This is a genomic window from Brevibacillus thermoruber 423, from assembly GCF_000454065.1.
Lineage (GTDB): Bacteria > Bacillota > Bacilli > Brevibacillales > Brevibacillaceae > Brevibacillus > Brevibacillus thermoruber.
Map to the genome: position 1 here is coordinate 320,227 of NZ_ATNE01000001.1, position 16,249 is coordinate 336,475.

General features: G+C 57.5%; 16 protein-coding genes. 8 read left to right on the forward strand and 8 right to left on the reverse strand.

All coding sequences use genetic code 11. The features are described 5' to 3' along the window. Window positions 1–9: 9 nt before the first annotated feature. The 5 genes from M516_RS22515 to M516_RS0101545 are packed head-to-tail and all read right to left on the reverse strand — an operon-like array spanning window position 10 to window position 5,660. Window positions 10–1,134: a glycosyltransferase family 61 protein gene (locus M516_RS22515; protein WP_051188061.1), complete on the reverse strand. Its 1,125-nt coding sequence runs from the start codon at window positions 1,132–1,134 to the stop codon at window positions 10–12. A gap of 29 nt (window positions 1,135–1,163) precedes the next feature. Next, on the reverse strand, window positions 1,164–2,282 hold the full coding sequence (locus M516_RS22520) for a glycosyltransferase family 61 protein (protein ID WP_051188062.1): 1,119 nt from the start codon (window positions 2,280–2,282) through the stop codon (window positions 1,164–1,166). Between the two features lie 21 nt (window positions 2,283–2,303). Continuing rightward, the gene (locus M516_RS0101535) at window positions 2,304–3,281 is read right to left on the reverse strand and encodes a UDP-glucuronic acid decarboxylase family protein (protein ID WP_029097550.1); all 978 of its coding nucleotides are present in this window, start codon (window positions 3,279–3,281) and stop codon (window positions 2,304–2,306) included. A gap of 37 nt (window positions 3,282–3,318) precedes the next feature. Further along, window positions 3,319–4,266, reverse strand: coding sequence for a GDP-L-fucose synthase family protein (locus tag M516_RS0101540; protein ID WP_029097551.1), 948 nt, complete (start codon window positions 4,264–4,266; stop codon window positions 3,319–3,321). Continuing rightward, window positions 4,263–5,660 (reverse strand): sugar phosphate nucleotidyltransferase, encoded by a 1,398-nt coding sequence (locus M516_RS0101545; protein ID WP_029097552.1) that lies wholly within the window; start codon window positions 5,658–5,660, stop codon window positions 4,263–4,265. Before M516_RS0101545 ends, M516_RS0101540 begins: the two co-directional genes overlap by 4 nt. A 245-nt stretch (window positions 5,661–5,905) precedes the next feature. Between M516_RS0101545 and M516_RS0101550 the strand changes: the two genes are divergently transcribed. The 4 genes from M516_RS0101550 to M516_RS0101560 all read left to right on the forward strand — a co-directional run bounded on the left by M516_RS0101550 (window position 5,906) and on the right by M516_RS0101560 (window position 8,768). Next, on the forward strand, window positions 5,906–6,697 hold the full coding sequence (locus tag M516_RS0101550) for an FkbM family methyltransferase (RefSeq protein WP_029097553.1): 792 nt from the start codon (window positions 5,906–5,908) through the stop codon (window positions 6,695–6,697). Window positions 6,698–6,713: 16 nt separating this feature from the next. Next, window positions 6,714–6,836, forward strand: coding sequence for a hypothetical protein (locus M516_RS26090; protein WP_274518662.1), 123 nt, complete (start codon window positions 6,714–6,716; stop codon window positions 6,834–6,836). A 55-nt stretch (window positions 6,837–6,891) separates the two neighbouring features. Then, complete coding sequence (locus M516_RS22525) at window positions 6,892–7,455, forward strand: DUF1698 domain-containing protein (RefSeq protein ID WP_238550892.1); 564 nt, start codon at window positions 6,892–6,894, stop codon at window positions 7,453–7,455. A 98-nt stretch (window positions 7,456–7,553) separates the two neighbouring features. Beyond that, window positions 7,554–8,768, forward strand: a complete 1,215-nt coding sequence (locus M516_RS0101560) for a glycosyltransferase family 2 protein (RefSeq protein ID WP_029097554.1) — start codon at window positions 7,554–7,556, stop codon at window positions 8,766–8,768. A 9-nt stretch (window positions 8,769–8,777) separates the two neighbouring features. Here M516_RS0101560 and M516_RS0101565 read toward each other — a convergent pair whose 3' ends face one another. Further along, window positions 8,778–9,125 (reverse strand): DUF1360 domain-containing protein, encoded by a 348-nt coding sequence (locus M516_RS0101565; RefSeq protein ID WP_029097555.1) that lies wholly within the window; start codon window positions 9,123–9,125, stop codon window positions 8,778–8,780. 142 nt (window positions 9,126–9,267) lie between these two features. Continuing rightward, window positions 9,268–10,644, reverse strand: coding sequence for a hypothetical protein (locus M516_RS0101570; protein ID WP_029097556.1), 1,377 nt, complete (start codon window positions 10,642–10,644; stop codon window positions 9,268–9,270). A 151-nt stretch (window positions 10,645–10,795) separates the two neighbouring features. Between M516_RS0101570 and M516_RS0101575 the strand changes: the two genes are divergently transcribed. The 4 genes from M516_RS0101575 (at window position 10,796) to M516_RS22530 (ending at window position 15,986) form a co-directional block, all read left to right on the forward strand. Further along, window positions 10,796–11,680, forward strand: a complete 885-nt coding sequence (locus M516_RS0101575) for a glycosyltransferase (protein WP_029097557.1) — start codon at window positions 10,796–10,798, stop codon at window positions 11,678–11,680. 104 nt (window positions 11,681–11,784) lie between these two features. Further along, complete coding sequence (locus M516_RS0101580) at window positions 11,785–13,089, forward strand: BMQ_0737 family morphogenetic spore coat protein (protein WP_238550893.1); 1,305 nt, start codon at window positions 11,785–11,787, stop codon at window positions 13,087–13,089. 190 nt (window positions 13,090–13,279) lie between these two features. Then, window positions 13,280–15,262 (forward strand): coiled-coil domain-containing protein, encoded by a 1,983-nt coding sequence (locus M516_RS0101585; protein WP_029097559.1) that lies wholly within the window; start codon window positions 13,280–13,282, stop codon window positions 15,260–15,262. A 337-nt stretch (window positions 15,263–15,599) separates the two neighbouring features. Then, window positions 15,600–15,986: a M67 family metallopeptidase gene (locus tag M516_RS22530; protein ID WP_035288570.1), complete on the forward strand. Its 387-nt coding sequence runs from the start codon at window positions 15,600–15,602 to the stop codon at window positions 15,984–15,986. A gap of 105 nt (window positions 15,987–16,091) precedes the next feature. On the opposite strand, the gene M516_RS25385 is transcribed toward M516_RS22530, so the two are convergent. Further along, complete coding sequence (locus tag M516_RS25385) at window positions 16,092–16,247, reverse strand: hypothetical protein (protein ID WP_162836711.1); 156 nt, start codon at window positions 16,245–16,247, stop codon at window positions 16,092–16,094. Between the last annotated feature and the right edge of the window lie 2 nt (window positions 16,248–16,249).

Genomic DNA, 16,249 nt, shown 5'->3' on the forward strand with positions numbered 1-16,249 from the left:
CCCCTGCCGCTATGTGCATCCAGCCAGTTTCAGCAGCTCGGCCAGGCGCCCCAGATCGACGACGATATCGTCTTGGATGTGGTGCCGGATGGACCACACATCGTAGACCAGTTCCCGCTTCTCGCCGAGCAGGTAGTAGTAATCCAGATCGCAGTGACAACTGATCATCCAGTACGTTTGGCGAACCCAGTGCGGAGAGAAAAACTCCACCACTTTCGTTCCCGGCCGGCAGAAGACAATATTGGCAAGGCCCGCCCCGTGCGGAGCGACAATCACCTGTGCCGAAGCAAACATGCGCACCTGCTCCGCGACCGGATACTCCTCGCAATGGATGCAGGTAAATCCGTACCGTTCCAGCAAAGCGGCCACTTCTTCCTCATTGCGCACGTGTCGGTAACGGGCCCGTGAACGGCTGATGTAGAGGCGTTCCCCCTTCCCGCCGGAAGCGGCTGCCCGCCAACCGGCGAACTGTTCGCGCAGAAAGTCGCACACCCATTTTTGCACGTGGCCGGTGTATGCCACCGCCGGGGTAATGACCAGGTTGGACGCGCAAATGTGGGTATCGCTTCTGCATTCGATCAGCTGATCGGGCGTGACCCCGAGTGCGGCAAGCGTCTCATCCTGAAACGGCTGGCGCTTTTGATTGATCAGGTATTTGTCGACGGTGATCCCCTGGCGCCGCAGGAGTTCCATCCGCGCCAATACGTCGAACATCCAGAAAAAATAATTGGAGCTGCCCACATACGTCAACAGCGCAGCGGTCCCGGGCAGACGGGTGACGGGCGGCAGCCGTTCCTGCGCAAAGACGGAATGCTCCTGCGGCAGTCGGTACATCTCGTGGGAGACATCCCAGACCAGTTTATTGTCCGGACTGATCACGGCCCCGTTCTCCCCCCACACTCTTCCGTCCGGCATGAAAGCAATGTAGTAGGGCAGCGGTTCGCCAAACATCGTCCACATGGAAGGGTCCATCGCCTGGCGGAAGCGGCCGGGGTCATAGCGGAACGGTTCCGCCGGACATTCCCGATACCTGCCCGCCACGACTCCCTGCGCTCGATCCGCAGCGGCCGCCCATTCCGCCGTGGAGTTGTAAAAATCCTTGGGAGGAGCGGTACCATCATCCCATCGTTCCATAAAACCCCCTCCGACGAATCGAATTCGCCTTACGACCCGAACACGTTTTGCAGCATTCTTCTCAACGCCGGAATACTCACGGTGATATTGTCGTTGTAGCGATAGAGGTACCGGCGGGGCCCTTCCCCGAGCAAAAAGGAATACTCTGCTCCCACGTGATTGCTCAGGACCCAGTAACAGGTCACCACGTAATTGGGGGAGTGCAGTTCGAACACTTTTGTTTTCGGCCGGCAGAAGATGAGATTGGCGAGACCGGCGCCATGGGGAGCCACGATCGCCTCTGCGGCGGAAAAGAGTCGGGCCTGCTCACGGACGGAATGCTGCTCCAATTTGACGATTCGGAATCCATACGCCGCCAGTTCCCTGACCACTTCGTCCCCGTTTGTCACGTTTCGATGTTTGGCGTCCTCCCGGCTGATGTAGAGCCGTTCGCCACCCGCCGTCGGCTGACTGTCCCGATTCGGGTACAGCGCCTCCCGCAGAAAGTCGCACGCCCATTTGGGGGGATGTCCGTTGTACCCCGGCAGAGAAGGAACGACCAACCAGTCTGCTTCGATATGCGTATGATGGCCGCAGATGATCAGTTTTTCCCTCGGGATGCCGAGGGCGGCAAGGGTTTCTGTCTGAAACGGAACATGTCCCTGGCTGTTGATGATATACCGGCTGACGGGAATCCCGCCGAGCCGAAGCAGGTGAATCCGCGCCAGCACGTCAAACAGCCAGTGGTAGTAGTTGGAACTGGCACTGGACGTCAAAACGGCGGCGATCCCCGGCAGGGGCGTAACGGAAGGGAGACGGGGCATTTTCAACAGGGTGTGTGTCGCGGGTGTCGAACCAAACTCGTAGGAAACGTCCCACAACAGCTTGTGATCCGGGCTGATCACGCCGCCGGAGAACCCTGCCACGCGCCCCCGGGGGATAAGCGCGAGATAGCTGGGCAGCGGCCTGGATTGCAGACAGCCTGCAAACGCCCACTCAGGCGTGTCATCCAGTTTGTTGGGTTCGGCAAGCGATTCAGCGTGTCCGAAGTCAAACGAGCGAACATGGTGTTGGACCATGGCGGGATTGCCGTAATACGCCCATAAAAAATCCCATGGATACAGGTAATAGCCGTGCAGTCGCCCCGTCTTGTCCAGATGGCTTCTCATGCTCCCGCCCCCGATCGCAGCCTACCCGTTTTCATCGCGCGTTTCCCCCGCCAACGCCCTTTTGTATGCCGCGATCGTCCGCCGCAGCCCTTCCTCAAGATCGATTTTCGGCTCCCACCCCAGGATCTGCTTCGCTTTTTCGATGGAGGGACAGCGCTGCCGGGGGTCGTCCGCCGGTAAGGGACAAAAGGTAATGGCGCTGTCGGACGCGATCATGTGTTTGATCAGCTGCGCGATCTCGAGAATGGTATAATCCACAGGATTGCCGATGTTGAATATTTGCCCCTCGGCCGCTTCCGACTCCATCATGGCCTGCAGGCCCCGGACCGTATCGTCCACGTAACAAAAACAGCGGGTTTGCTGTCCGTCACCGTACACGGTAATCTCCTCTCCGTTCAGCGCCTGCGTCAAAAAATTGGAAATCACCCGCCCGTCATCATTCCGCAAGCCGGCCGAATAGGTATTGAAAATGCGGGCAATTCGCATCCGGACCTGATGGATGCGGTAATACTCGAAACAGTACACCTCGCCCAACCGTTTCGCTTCGTAATAACAGGCTCGCGGTCCCCAGGTGTTGATCTTCCCGCAGTAATCTTCGGGCTGGGGATGAACGTCGGCGTCCCCGTATACCTCGCTCGTACTGGCGAAGAGAAACTTGGCCTGCAGGCATCGGGCCACTTCCAGCATGTTTCGGGTCCCGAGCGTATTGGCGGCAATCGTTTCGAGCGGGGAGGCCTGGTAAAACTTCGGCGAGGCCGGAGACGCGAGATGATAAATCTCCGTGACGCCGGCGAACTCCGGTTCGATGGCCGGCTCGATGGACGTTACATCCCGTTCGACAAACCGGAAGTTTGGCTTGCCTTCCAGATCCCGCACATTTGCCCGCAACCCGGTGCTGAGATTGTCGATGCCGATTACGTCACAGCCCTTCGCCACCAGTTCTTTTGCCAGATGGGAGCCGAGAAAGCCGGCGGCTCCCGTAATGATGACTCGCTTCATGTGACCTCTCTCCGATCAGTCGTAAACTTGCAGGCCGCTAGACCCGTTCTGCCCGCTGCGCGGCATACCACGCAATCGTCCTGCGCAACCCCTCTTGCAGCGAAACCCTGGCTTCGAATCCGAAGTACTCCCTTGCCTTCCGGACATCGAGGCATCTGCGCGGCTGTCCGTCCGGCTTCCCGGAATCCCAGCGAATCTCGCCCGTAAAGCCCGTCTCCCGGGCGATCAGATCCGCCAGGTCTTTGATGGAGATTTCCTCTCCCGTGCCGATGTTGACCGGCTGATCGCCGTCGTAATGCTCCGCCGCCAGCACGATGGCTTCCGCGGCGTCCTCGACATAGAGAAATTCGCGCGTGACCTGTCCCGTCCCCCAGACGACGATGTGATCGTCGTTTCGCTCCTTGGCCTCCACACACTTGCGGATCAACGCCGGAATCACGTGGGACGTCTCCAAATCGAAGTTGTCGCGCGGCCCGTACAGATTGACGGGGAGCAAAAAAATCGAGTTGAACCCGTATTGCTGCCGGTAGGCCTGACTTTGCACCAGGAGCATCTTCTTGGCCAACCCGTAGGGAGCGTTTGTTTCTTCCGGATAGCCGTCCCACAATGCTTCTTCCCGGAACGGAACAGCAGCGTGCTTGGGATAGGAACAGATCGTTCCGCAGGCCACGAATTTTTCCACGCCGCCGAGCCTGGCCGCTTCCATCAGATGGATGCCCATGGACAAGTTGTCGTAAAAAAAAGCCCCCGGATTTTTGCGGTTTGCTTCAATTCCGCCAACCGAAGCCGCCAGGTGAATGACCAAATCGGGCTTTGTTTGCTCGATGAGCGACATGGCCGTCTGCTGCTTGCGCAAATCGTAATCCCGGCTTCGCGGGACGATGATACGGCCGCAGCCTGCCGCCCTCAGCCGTTCCACCACGTGAGAACCGAGAAAGCCCGATCCTCCGGTCACCATGATGGTCTTGTCGGTCCAGCGTTTCATGCTCCTCCCTCCTGCTCGTCACGGTTTACCCGCCGCATGATCTCTTCCCACGAGAGACACAGGCGGACGATGTCGTCTTCCACCAGGCTGCTTCCCATCTGCACCTCGATGATATCCAGGTCGGCAGCGGCCTTGATCGCGTGCTTGGCCCCGACCGGGATTTCCAGCACGTCCCCGGCCCGGACATGCCGCAGACGATCGTCCAACACAAATTCACCCTCGCCTGCGACGATTACCCACACTTCGCTGCGATGGCGATGATACTGGTAGCTCAGATTCCGCTGCGCATCGATGTGAAGCCGCTTTGTCAATACCTCGGCCCCGCTGTCCATGGTTTGGTAGCCGATCGCTTGATACCACCCCCAGCGGCGCTCTTCAAACATCGGACGGTGGTTCCACTCTTTTGCAATCTCTTTGACGAGATGGCTTTTGGCTTTATCCGAAACCAGGATGCCGTCGGGACTGGCCGCCACCACCACGTCGGAGGTTCCAATCACGACAACGGGCAGGTCCAATTCATTGATCACGTGGGTATTGGTACACCCGTTGTCCAGGTGCCCTTTCCCGACGAGATTGACAGTCATTTCCTCCGTGATGGTGTTCCAGGTCCCCAAATCCTTCCAATACCCATCGTACGGAATGACGACGACCCGCTCCGCTTTCTCCACCACCTCGTAGTCAAAGCTGATGGCGGGCAGTTGTTCGTACTGCTGAACCAGCGTGTCGTACATGACGGAATATCCTCTTTTTTCCAATTCGTTGATGATATACCCCAGGCGGAATGCAAACACGCCGCAGTTCCAGAGCGCACGCCGCTTCAACAGCCGCTTTGCCTGTTCTTCTGACGGCTTTTCCGTAAACGAGCGGACGCGGTACGGCTGCGGTTGTATTCGGTCGGCTTTCTCCTCAGCGGGGACGATGTAGCCGTATTTTGTCGATGGATACGTGGGCGTAACCCCGATCAGCGCGAGATCAGCTCCCGATTGATCGAGCACTTCCTCCAGCCGCTTGATCATCGCGAAAAAATCATCCCCGACGTACGGATCGACGGGCATGACCGTGACGGTTTCCTGAAGATCAACGCCCTCTTTGGAGTACAAAAAGCTCGCGGCCAGCGCGATCGCGGGAAACGTATCCCGCTGCTTGGGTTCAATGATGAGCGGCACCGTCGTCCCCAACTGGTTCTGAATCAGGTCCGCCTGCGTTTTGCTGGTGGAAACGTACAGAGAATCAAGCAAGCCGTTGGCATCCAACTGCCTCCACAGCCGTTGCACCATGGATTCCAACTCGCCGTTCGGATTGCGCAGCATTTTCAGAAACTGTTTGGACCGCACATCGTTCGATAACGGCCACAGCCGCTTTCCGGATCCTCCCGATAGCAATATGAGTTTCATCCATTGCACCTCTGTCCGATTTTTGTCTTGGCCTGCACTATTTTATGAACAGGGGAAGAGGGGTGATATCGAAATGGACGAAAATAGGTATTCTCTCCGTCCCCGGGATGGACGGCCGCATGATGAAGCTGTCCCGTTTCAAAACGACCGTTTCGCACATATCATATTCAATGGCACAGTGACACGAGTCGCTTCCACCATACTCTGCATGACCCTCGAGGGGGCATAAAAGGAGAGGAGCGGTTTTGTATCCTTTTTCAATCGCACACGTGACGTTGAACAATCTCAACATGCAGTTGGTCACCCATCTCGATGACAAAGTGGCGGGAGCCGGTTTTCGCAGCGGAAACCGCCTCTGGAGCGATTCGCTGGAGCATGCGCGAAGCCGGTTGAGGCCGGGAAGCCGCGTTCTCTATGCCGGCGGCCATCTTGGCTCGGCGGCCATTTATCTGGCAAAGTCCGAGCCGGGGGCGACCATCTACTGCTTTGAGCCCGACCCGCTCAATTTCGCCCTGCTGACGGTGAATCTTCACCTCAACCAGGTTCAGAACATTCATGCGTTTCCCTACGCTCTGGGAAAAAGCGGGCAGTTTATCTCGTTTTACAAGAGCGCCTGGGACTCGTCCGATCACCGGTGTGCCATGCCGCGAAGCAGCGACAAGGAAGTGTCGATCTTCCGCAGCCTGCCGTACAAGATCCAGATGGTCAATCCCGTGGAGATTTTCAAGCAGTGTTACGGCGTCAGCTTTCCCCCGCTGATGGATCTGATCGTGATTGACACGCAGGGTGCCGACTTCGCCATCATCGAGGCATGCCTGCCGCTGGTGAGCCAGGACACGACGATCATTGCGGAGTACTCCCCTTATCACCTGTACCGGTACGGCACCACCAGGGAAGACGCCGCGCGGGTGCTGCAGCATTTTTCGCGGATCGAGCTCAGCCGTGAGCAACCTGTTTCCGTCCAACAGCTTTTGGCGATCTACGACGACTATTACGCCCAGTACAAAGGCTTCTACGACATCTGTCTGAAAAAATGAAAGGAGGCTTCCTTCCATGGGAGGAACGTGGACCGAAGACGACATCCGCCAGGCCATCAGCGACCGTCGGTGGTACCACAAGATAAGACTCAGCCCCGGCATCATCACGCCCGGCCTGCCGCTGGACAGCGTCTGGTAGATGGTTCGAGCGGCAAGGGACACCATTACCTATCAGGGGAAACGGGTTCTCGACATTGCCAGCTTTGACGGCATGCAGCGTGGTCCCTCTGTACAACATCTCCCCCTACCATCTCTGGGACGGGCTGAAGACCATTTTGATGGACGACGCCTCCGTGAATCTGGGATTCCCGGAACAGATTCGCAAAAATCAGTTCGACATCGTCCAGCATCTCGGTCTGCTCTATCACGTTCGCGACCCGTTGATGACATTGTCTCAGGCGAGAAGCGTCATCAAAACGGGCGGATATTTGCTGCTGGAAACGGCTGCGATCCTCAACAGCGAGGAGTCGTTCATGCTGTTTAACGGCCCGCCGGAAGCCAAATACCGGTTTTACAACGATGTCACAAGCTGGTGGGCTGCCACCGTCCCCTGCATCCAGGAAATGCTGAAAACCACGCTCTTCGAACCGCTTTCACACACGATTCGCACGATTCACGATCGCCGCGCGGGCAAATACGAGATCGGCCGCGCGTGTCTGGTCGCGAAAGCCATTCCCGGCAAAGAGATGGAACTGGCGTCCTATCGGGAACTGCTTCGAACCTTCCGCAATCCCGGATTGGTGCCGGATTATTTGTAGCCGCATGGCGATGGGCATCAGCGGAAAAAGGGAGGCCGGATGCAAGACCCGGTACCCCCTTTTCCACCCGCATTCCATTTGGCAAGGGAGTGAGACGTATGTCCCAACAGGATCTTCCTCTCGTAAGCATCATCACCCCCTCCTACAATCAGGCCGGCTTTATCGCGGAAACCATCCAAAGCGTTTTGAACCAGGACTACCCGAACATCGAGCACATCGTGGTGGACGGAGGATCGACGGACGGCACGGCCGCCCTCCTGCAGCAGTACAGCGATCGGGGGGAGCGGTTCCGCTTCGTGTCGGAGCCTGACCGGGGCCAGTCCCACGCGGTCAACAAAGGGGTGGCCATGGCAAAGGGGGAGATTATCGGTTGGCTGAACTCCGACGATACGTATGTGGCGGGAGCGGTCCGGAAAGCCGTGCAGGCATTTCTGCAGCATCCGGAATGGGCCATGGTGCACGGCAACTGCTTTGTCATCAACAAGAACAGCCGCTTATCTTCCTCGCTCACGGTCAGCCCCGCCACGCTCCAACGGCTGTATGAGAGCTGCTGCGTCTGCCAGCCCGCCGCGTTTTTCCGCAAGCATGTGTTTCAACAGGTGGGGGGTGTGGACGAATCCCTTCATTTTTGCATGGATTACGACTTGTGGATTCGGATTGCCAAACACTACACCATCGGGTACATCCCCGAGCATCTGGCAAACACCAGGATTCACGAGAGCTCCAAAACCGCTACCCAATGGCACTCGGTCGGGATTCCAGAAGTGCTGCAAACCGTCGTCAAGCACTTCGGAACAATCTCGAATACGTGGATGAGGTACGCTGCCCCCTACCTGCGCATGGGCGCCTTCTCCCTGCTGCGCCAAATCAAGGCCAACGCCGCCCGCAAACATACTCCCAAGGTCACGCACATGAACCGGTACAAGGATTTGTGGGTCCCTCCCATGTTCACGGTTGATGTGGAAGCAGATCCGAGCAGCCCGGCGCACCTGCTGCTTGTCAGGGGAAGATCGTCCCAGCACATCCCTTCCCCGAACGAGCAGGGGGTCAATTTCCAGTGTTCGGTCGTGGTCAACGGACGGCTGGTAGCTGAGCACCAGATCACAACGCCGTCGTTCTCGCTGGAGGTGCCGCTTGACAGGAGCCGGCTGAAAAACGAGGTGGCGATTTTTTCTTCGCGGTTTGTCTCGCTAGCGAATCAGGTGTACCCGATGAAGAGGCAGGTCAGCTTCGTCGCGGAGGACGTGCTTCCCCTTTCTCTCGATGAAGCACGGCTCTATCAAACGGTTCAGCATGCGTCCCGCACGTCGTAGCCGTCCCCGTCAGCCCATGTACATCTTGGTCTCGATCACGGCCGCCGCGCCTGCAACGGCGAGAATGAGCAGCAAGGGAAAGGCGGCCGGTACATAGACGTAAAGAGCGACGACTGCCGCCGCCGCCCAAATGCCCACGCACCAATGGCAGCTAAGCAGCATGCCCAGCCAGCGGCGGAAGCCTTCCCCCCGAAAATGGATGTGCCGGATCAGTTGGCCGGCTGCGTCGGTTTCATACTTCTCCGTAAAAAAAGGCGCTCTCAGAAACGAGGTGATTTCGTCAAACACGATCAAGTGGGTCAGGCGAAAACTGGCCAGCACCAGAATCGCCAAATCCAGCCACGAAACGCCTCCCATTATTCCCACTCCTTTTCCTGATACTTTCTTGTTCTCTCCATCTTTCTTCGCGTACCATCGGGACGGCACATTCAGAGCCAGTCAGCAGGGAACACGCTCAAACAAAGCCATCACGTTCCCCGGAAAGTGGCGGCTTTTTCGCTTACAAGGAAAGGGCGATCCGGTTATTGGCCGCGAACTGCAGCCCCTGTTCCTGGAAGAACACATAGCCCTCGACCGTCACGGTGTTTCCGGTTTCCGGTTTGACGACGGAGAACTGGAAATTCTGAAACGTCTCGGTTGCTTTCGGCTCGATCCTCACCGGGTGAATCGGACCCATCCAGTACTCCCCCCGTTCTTTCGCCTGCGTAAACCAGTCATCCTCCAGATACCTCCACCCTTTGATCCCGGCAGAACTTTGCACGCCAAGCGTTTCCACCAGATTGGGCGGCAGGATCTGCCCCCCCATCTTGATGCTGTCGGCGGGATCGGCGCGAAGGCAGACGACCGGATTGTACAGCGCTTCTGTCCCCGTATTTTTTACGCAAATATTGCCGATGAGCAAAAACGGCCGGTTTTCCACATCAGACCGCAGCACGGTGTAGTCGAAAAACACCTCCGCTTCCAGGCGGCTCGCTTCCGCCTGCCGGAACGTTTCGAGCAAGGGGCCTGCCCCCTGCAAAGAGGCTTCCGGCTCCGCCTCGTCCGTCCCGGCTGCCGCTGTGTCGTGATCGGGCTGCGCTTCGGTTGTCTGTGCGCCCAAAGCCGCCTCTGTCTCCGCAGGTTCCGTCGGTGCCGCTTCCTGCTGTTCGATCGTCCCGCCGCTGTATGCGGCCGTTTCCGCCGCCGCTGAATCCGCTACATCCGCCGAATCCGCATCATCCGCAGCGGCTCCGCCCCCAAAGGCTTTCAGCAGGTGGAGCGACAGGTACGACAGCGGCGAGATACGCAGCCCGGTCAGAAAGTAGTGAAGAATCCCGGAAGAGAGGTAAAAGGCGATGCTTTCTCCGTACGCCTTTCGCTGCTCCGCATCCGTTCCCTGGGGGAGTTGAAACTGAATCGCGATACCGGAGGAAGCAGAGCATGCTTCCCGCTGCAGTTTCACCACGCAGGTCATTCCTGTTTGCTTCAATTCATGGTGGAGGCAGTCAATCAGCGTCCTGCGTGACTCGTTTTCGCTGCGAAACACGATCAACTTGGGGGGGACGGATGCGCGGATCTCTTTGACGCTGAAGCGGATCGCCACATCCTTTTTGAGGATCTTCGCCGGTTCTCCCATCACGATCTCCGCCCCGTAATCGGAAAGAAACGCCTGCACCCTGTTCACGATCTCCCATTCGTAGGAGGCGTCTTTTCCGGCTCCCCCCGCCGCCAGGACACACACCTTCCCCCGTAGTCCGGAATCGAGATCGATCCGCTTCTGTTCGGCATCCCATCTGATCTGAAAGCCGTTCTGTTTGCAGAACAGGCGAAAGGCGGGAACCGACGTGTACGGCATGGTCCCGCTGCGCTGTCCCGCGTAATATACCTCGACGTCCATGTGATTCACTCCTTCAATGGGTACTTCCCCATCCGCTGTCTAGTGTATGAACAGCCGGCACCATGCGTGAGGCGTGACGCGGTCATTTTCAGGAAGACGGGTACCCCCTTCTTTGTTCCGCCATACCATGTCAGGAGAAAGGAGTGATCCCATGTCGGACGAACACCTGCCGTTGGTTTCCGTCATTTTTCCGGCCAAAAATGAAGGAAACAACGTGCGCACCACGCTTGAATCGCTTCGCGCCGCGAAATCGCGCTATCCGTATGAGATCATCGTGGTGGATGACGGTTCAACGGACAACTGCTGCGCCTTTTTGCAAACAGAAGAAGAGAATGGCCGGGTCAAGCTGATCACCACGCCCGGAATCGGCGCGGCAGCAGCGAGAAATCTGGGAGCGGAACACGCCAAAGGCACCTATCTGATTTTCTGTGACGCCCATCTCACGTTTCCTCATTACTGGATCGACGGTCTCGTCGATCTGATCAAGTCCGGGCGCACCGACGCCGTATCTCCCGCCATCGCATCGATGCACGAGCCCCACAAGATCGGCTACGGCCAGACGCTGGACCAACGATTGGGCGTAGTCTGGACCCGCCACGTGAACCGTCCGGAACCGTCCGCCATCCTCCCCGGCGGCTGTCTGGCCGTGCCGCAAAAAGTCTTTCTGGACATCGGCGGCTTTGACAGAGGGTTTCGCGTATGGGGCTTTGAAGACATCGAAATTTCCATAAAATTATGGCTGTTTGGCTACCGCTGCCATGTGCAGCCCTCCGTCAAGATCCTCCATCTGTTCCGGAAAGCCCATCCCTATAAAGTGGAGTTTGACCATGTGTACTACAACATGCTGCGGATGGCGTACAGCCACTTTAGCGAACCGCGGATCGCGGCCTGCAAGAAACTGATCATCCACGCCGATCCCGACCGGATCGAGCGCGAGGTGCTGCAAGGCGGGGCCGCGGCCCAGCGCCTGCGGTATTTCGCGCGACGCAAATACGACGACGACTGGTTCATGCGCCAGTTCGCCATTCCTTTCTAAGGCAGCAGCCAAAAAATGGGCATTCGTTGACAAGCAAATCTCCCGCCGCCTCCATAGTATGTAATGCAAAATCAAATACCCTATAGAAAGGAAGGGTTGTACTGGTGCATAAAGTGAAGCCCATCAAGGGTTACCAGCTTCCGACACCTACACCGACGCCAACAGCACCCCCGCCGATTCCCAACAATCTGCAGGAAGAGTGCATTCGCGTCCAAAAGGTGTACGACTGGGTTGTATTCGCCAACAGGGACCGCAACAAGGTTCCCATTCCCGACGACTGCCGGCCGTTGGTAGACGCAGCCATCCGGGCGGGGCAGGATATTACCATCCAGTGCGTGGAACCGATCGTTCCGCCGCCGTTCCCGCTGATCCCGAAACCGCAGCCCACCATTTCACCCGAATTTTCCTGCCGTGTCATCGGCATTCGCCGTGAGACGATCACGGTTGGCGGGGCTGTCGTCCGCGTAGGCGTTGTCCGGTTCCTGTTCGGCGCTACCGTGTTGCTCCGCATTTTTGCCGACGGTACGTTCCTGTGCGAATTCCCGGCTACCATCCAGTTTGATGACGAAGTGGTGCTCTGCCTGCCGGAGCCTCTGGACGAAAGCAATATTCTCTGCCGGATCACCGCGATCGAGTGCATGCCCATCGGCAGCGTGCTCCTCGGCGGCATGGTAGAACTGGAGATCACGATCTGCAAGGAAATCCAGGTGGAAGCGGAAGTGAAGCTGGAGGTTCTGGCGAAGTTTTGCGCACCGCGTCCGAACGACATTCCGGTACCGACTCCGTCGCCCGGCCCCGGTTTCCGCTGCCCGCCGATCGTCTTCCCGCCGCAGTGCCCGACGATCTTCCCGCGCGCGAACTGCGACTGCCAGGCTACGGCCAATACGCTCATCACCGGCGTAGCGGTAAGCCTCGGCCTGCCGCCGCTGGCACCGGTGGAAGTCGGCACCGTGCAGCTGATCGCCGACATCTGCCCGAGCTGCAACCCGTCGGCCAGCACGTTCACCTTCAACTTCTTCGACACGCCTGGCCCGACACCGCTGCCTGACGTCTTCCCCGGCGACCAAAGCTTCAGCCTCACGCCGACGACGATCAGTTCGCCGACGTGCATCACGGTTCTGCCGGACCTCGGTCTGGGAATTGTCCTGCCGACCATTGCCCTCGGTCTGACCGTTACCGGTACCGGCGTAAGAACGTTCACAGCTACAGGCACGCAGGAAACGGTGAACTACACGCTCGTCCTGGCCGAGACCGGTCTGGGTCTGCCGGATGTCGTGCTGCTGGTTCTGACCAACGGCGCCGGTGTTCCCGTCTTCTCCGCCGCACTTACGGTTGTCCCCGACGAACAGCTGTTGGTCCAAGACTGCGTGACGTTCCCGGATGTGATCCCGACGCCGTCCATTCCGTAATTCGCCAGATTCTTATACAAAACGGGAGAAGAGTTGATCTTCTCCCGTTCTTTTTTGGATCAATCAAAAGGCAGGCGTCATTCACCCCAATCCGGCTGCCGGAGAGCCTATCTCTTCCCTTCTTTTTCACACTTCCCGCTCCCCTACATATGTCTATAGGGGAACACACACTGCAAAGGAGGAACGTACGGTGTTGAAAAAAAAGACCTCCAGCAAAGCAAAGCCGGAGAAGGAAAAGCTTCTCCTGCTGAAGCGGCAAGCGCAGTTTTTCGAAGCGAAAGCGAACCAGTACTACGAGGAACTCCAGCATGCCAGCGAAAAACTGAAGGAGCAGCGGGACCGGGAAGAATGGCAGAACCATCACCTGGAACAGTTGAAACGATCACTGACAGATCAACAGCGCAGGGCTGACGAATTGAACCGCGTTGTGGCCCAACTGAACGACCGGGTGCACGAGCTTGAACAACACGAGGCAAATCAGCTTGCCCTGCTTGAACAACGAGACCAAACCATCTCCTATTACAAGGAAAAGGAAGCCCAATGGCAGAAAACCATGGAAGAATGGAAAGAAAAAGCAAGGGAAGCCCAGGAGTCGCTGCTTGATGAGGACGCTGCGCAGCTTCTGAAGCAAAAAGACGACATCATCGCCCGCTATCAGGCCCAAGAGGCGGAGTGGAGCGAAAAATGGGAAAAGCTGAACCAGCAGGTCAAGGCGTATCAACAAAAAGCAGCCGACTATGCCCAGCTTCTCCAGCAGCAGGAAGAAACCATCGCCCGCTATCAAACCAGAGAAGCCGAATGGAATGAGACGCTCCTGCAGGTGAACGAGCAATTGGAATCCCATCGGAATTCAGACGAACTCTCCGAAGCCCTATCCCAACAGCTTGAGGCCTACAAGCAGAAAGAAGCAGAATGGCATGCCGCGCTTGAGGAACTGCGGCAGCAGCTTGAATCCTGCCGGCAAAACGAAGAAGCGCTGACGCACTTGCTTCACCAGCGTGACGAAGCCATCGCCCGCTATCAAACCCAAGAGGCGGAATGGAGCGAAACCCTGGAAACGATGAACCAGCAGATGAAGGCGTATCAACAACAAGAAGCCGAGCAGACACAGCTTCTCAGGCAGCAGGAAGAGACCATCGCCAGCTATCAAGCCAGAGAAGCCGAATGGAATGAGACGCTCCTGCAGGTGAACCAGCAATTGGAATCCCATCGGAATTCAGACGAACTCTCCGAGGCCCTATCCCAACAGCTTGAGGCCTACAGGCTGAAAGAAGCAGAATGGCATGCCGTGCTTGAAGAACTGCGGCAGCAGCTTGAATCCTGCCGGCAAAACGAGGAAGCGCTGACGCACTTGCTTCACCAGCGCGACGAAGCCATCGCTCGCTATCAAACCCAAGAGGCGGAATGGAGCGACACCCTGGAAAAGCTGAACCAGCAGGTGAAGGCGTATCAACAAAAAGAAGCCGAGCAGACACAGCTTCTCAGGCAGCAGGAAGAGACCATCGCCAGCCATCAAGCCCGAGAAGCCGAATGGAATGAGACGCTCCTGCAGGTGAACCAGCAATTGGAAGCTTCCCGGAGTGCAAACGAACTCTCCGAAGCCCTATCCCAACAGCTTGAGGCCTACAAGCAAAAAGAAGCAGAATGGCATGCCGTGCTTGAAGAACTGCGGCAGCAGCTTGAATCTTCCCGGCGAAACGAGGAAGCGCTGACGCACTTGCTTCACCAGCGCGACGAAATCATCGCCCGCCATCAGGCCGATGAATCAGAATGGCAGCAGCAGATCGATGAATTGCAGCAAAAATTGATACACGTATCGAATCAATTGGAGCGGGATGAAAAATACCAGCAGCAGCTCATGGAGAAGGAAGAAGCCATCTCCCGCTTGCAGGCGCAGGAAGCGGAATGGCAGCAGGAACTCCGGGAGTTGAAGCAGACCGTCAAAGAATTGCAGGAAAAAGAAGAAAAATACCGGCAGGCCATCCACGATTACCAGTCACGCGAATCGCGAAGCAAAAAGGGGATGGAATCCCCCGCCAATACCCAGCAACAACAGCGGGCCGCAAGCGGCATGCCGGTGTTGAGACTGCCGTCCAGCAGCGTCCACGCCTCTTTTCTCAAACCGCACAACACGCCCGGATTCACCGCCTTTAATCCCTTTAAAAACGCGTAACCACGCTGCCAGACCGCCCGTCTTCCCCTCGCGACTGCACCCCGATGTGCAACCGCCGTTCCCTCCATTTCCGACGACGAATAAAACATAGTATACGTCGAAAGAAAGGAAGGGATTTCCATGACACCGGATCAGATCCGCGCACTCTACAGACAACGGCAAACGAGGCCGGTTCAAACGCACCCCCATCTACCCAGCTACGGTCAGCCGCACGTTTCCCATCCAGGACATCCCGGGTGGAGCAAATCGCACATCGTCAAATCATTGCCGCAGGGAAAATCAGGCGGATGCTGCGGGAGGCGTTTCAAGCCGTAATCCTGCAGAGATCGTACTGCCGATGGCCGGACATGTGTGGCGCGAGATGGTCGTCCACTGCGCAGCCGAACAGCCCTATGAAGCATGTGGACTGCTGTCGGGGAGATGCGGACGGGCGGAAACCATCTGGAAGATGGAGAACGCCGATAAAAGCCCCTTTTCGTTTTCCATGAGGGAGGAACAGATTCGCAAGGTCTTTGGTCAAATGGAACAGAGAGGGGAACGCTTAGTTGCCATCTACCACTCTCATCCGGCCGCTCCCGCTTATCCATCGCCGCATGATATCGAGCACGCCTGTTATCCCGAGACTGCCTATCTGGTCCTGTCCCTTGCCGGACAACAGCCGGTTCTGGGCTGTTTTCGCATCCATGGCAGACAAGTGACGCCGCTCAGGTGCATCCTCTATTGAGTGACGTTGGTCCTGATCGACCGGGCATGTCCCATCTCTTCACAGTCGCGAATCGGTACATGGAAAGAGAAAGAAGCGGGAGCGCTGACTCCCGCTTTTTTGTCGTTACGAAAACGGTTCTGCTTTCGTGAGCACGTCCGCTTTTTCCCAACTGACGAAGGTGTCCTCCCAGATCACCTGGTACCATTCCCCGTTCACCGCGATGACGATCCCTCTGGCCCCGTCGCGGGCGTAGACAACGCGTTCCCCCGGCTTAAACATGC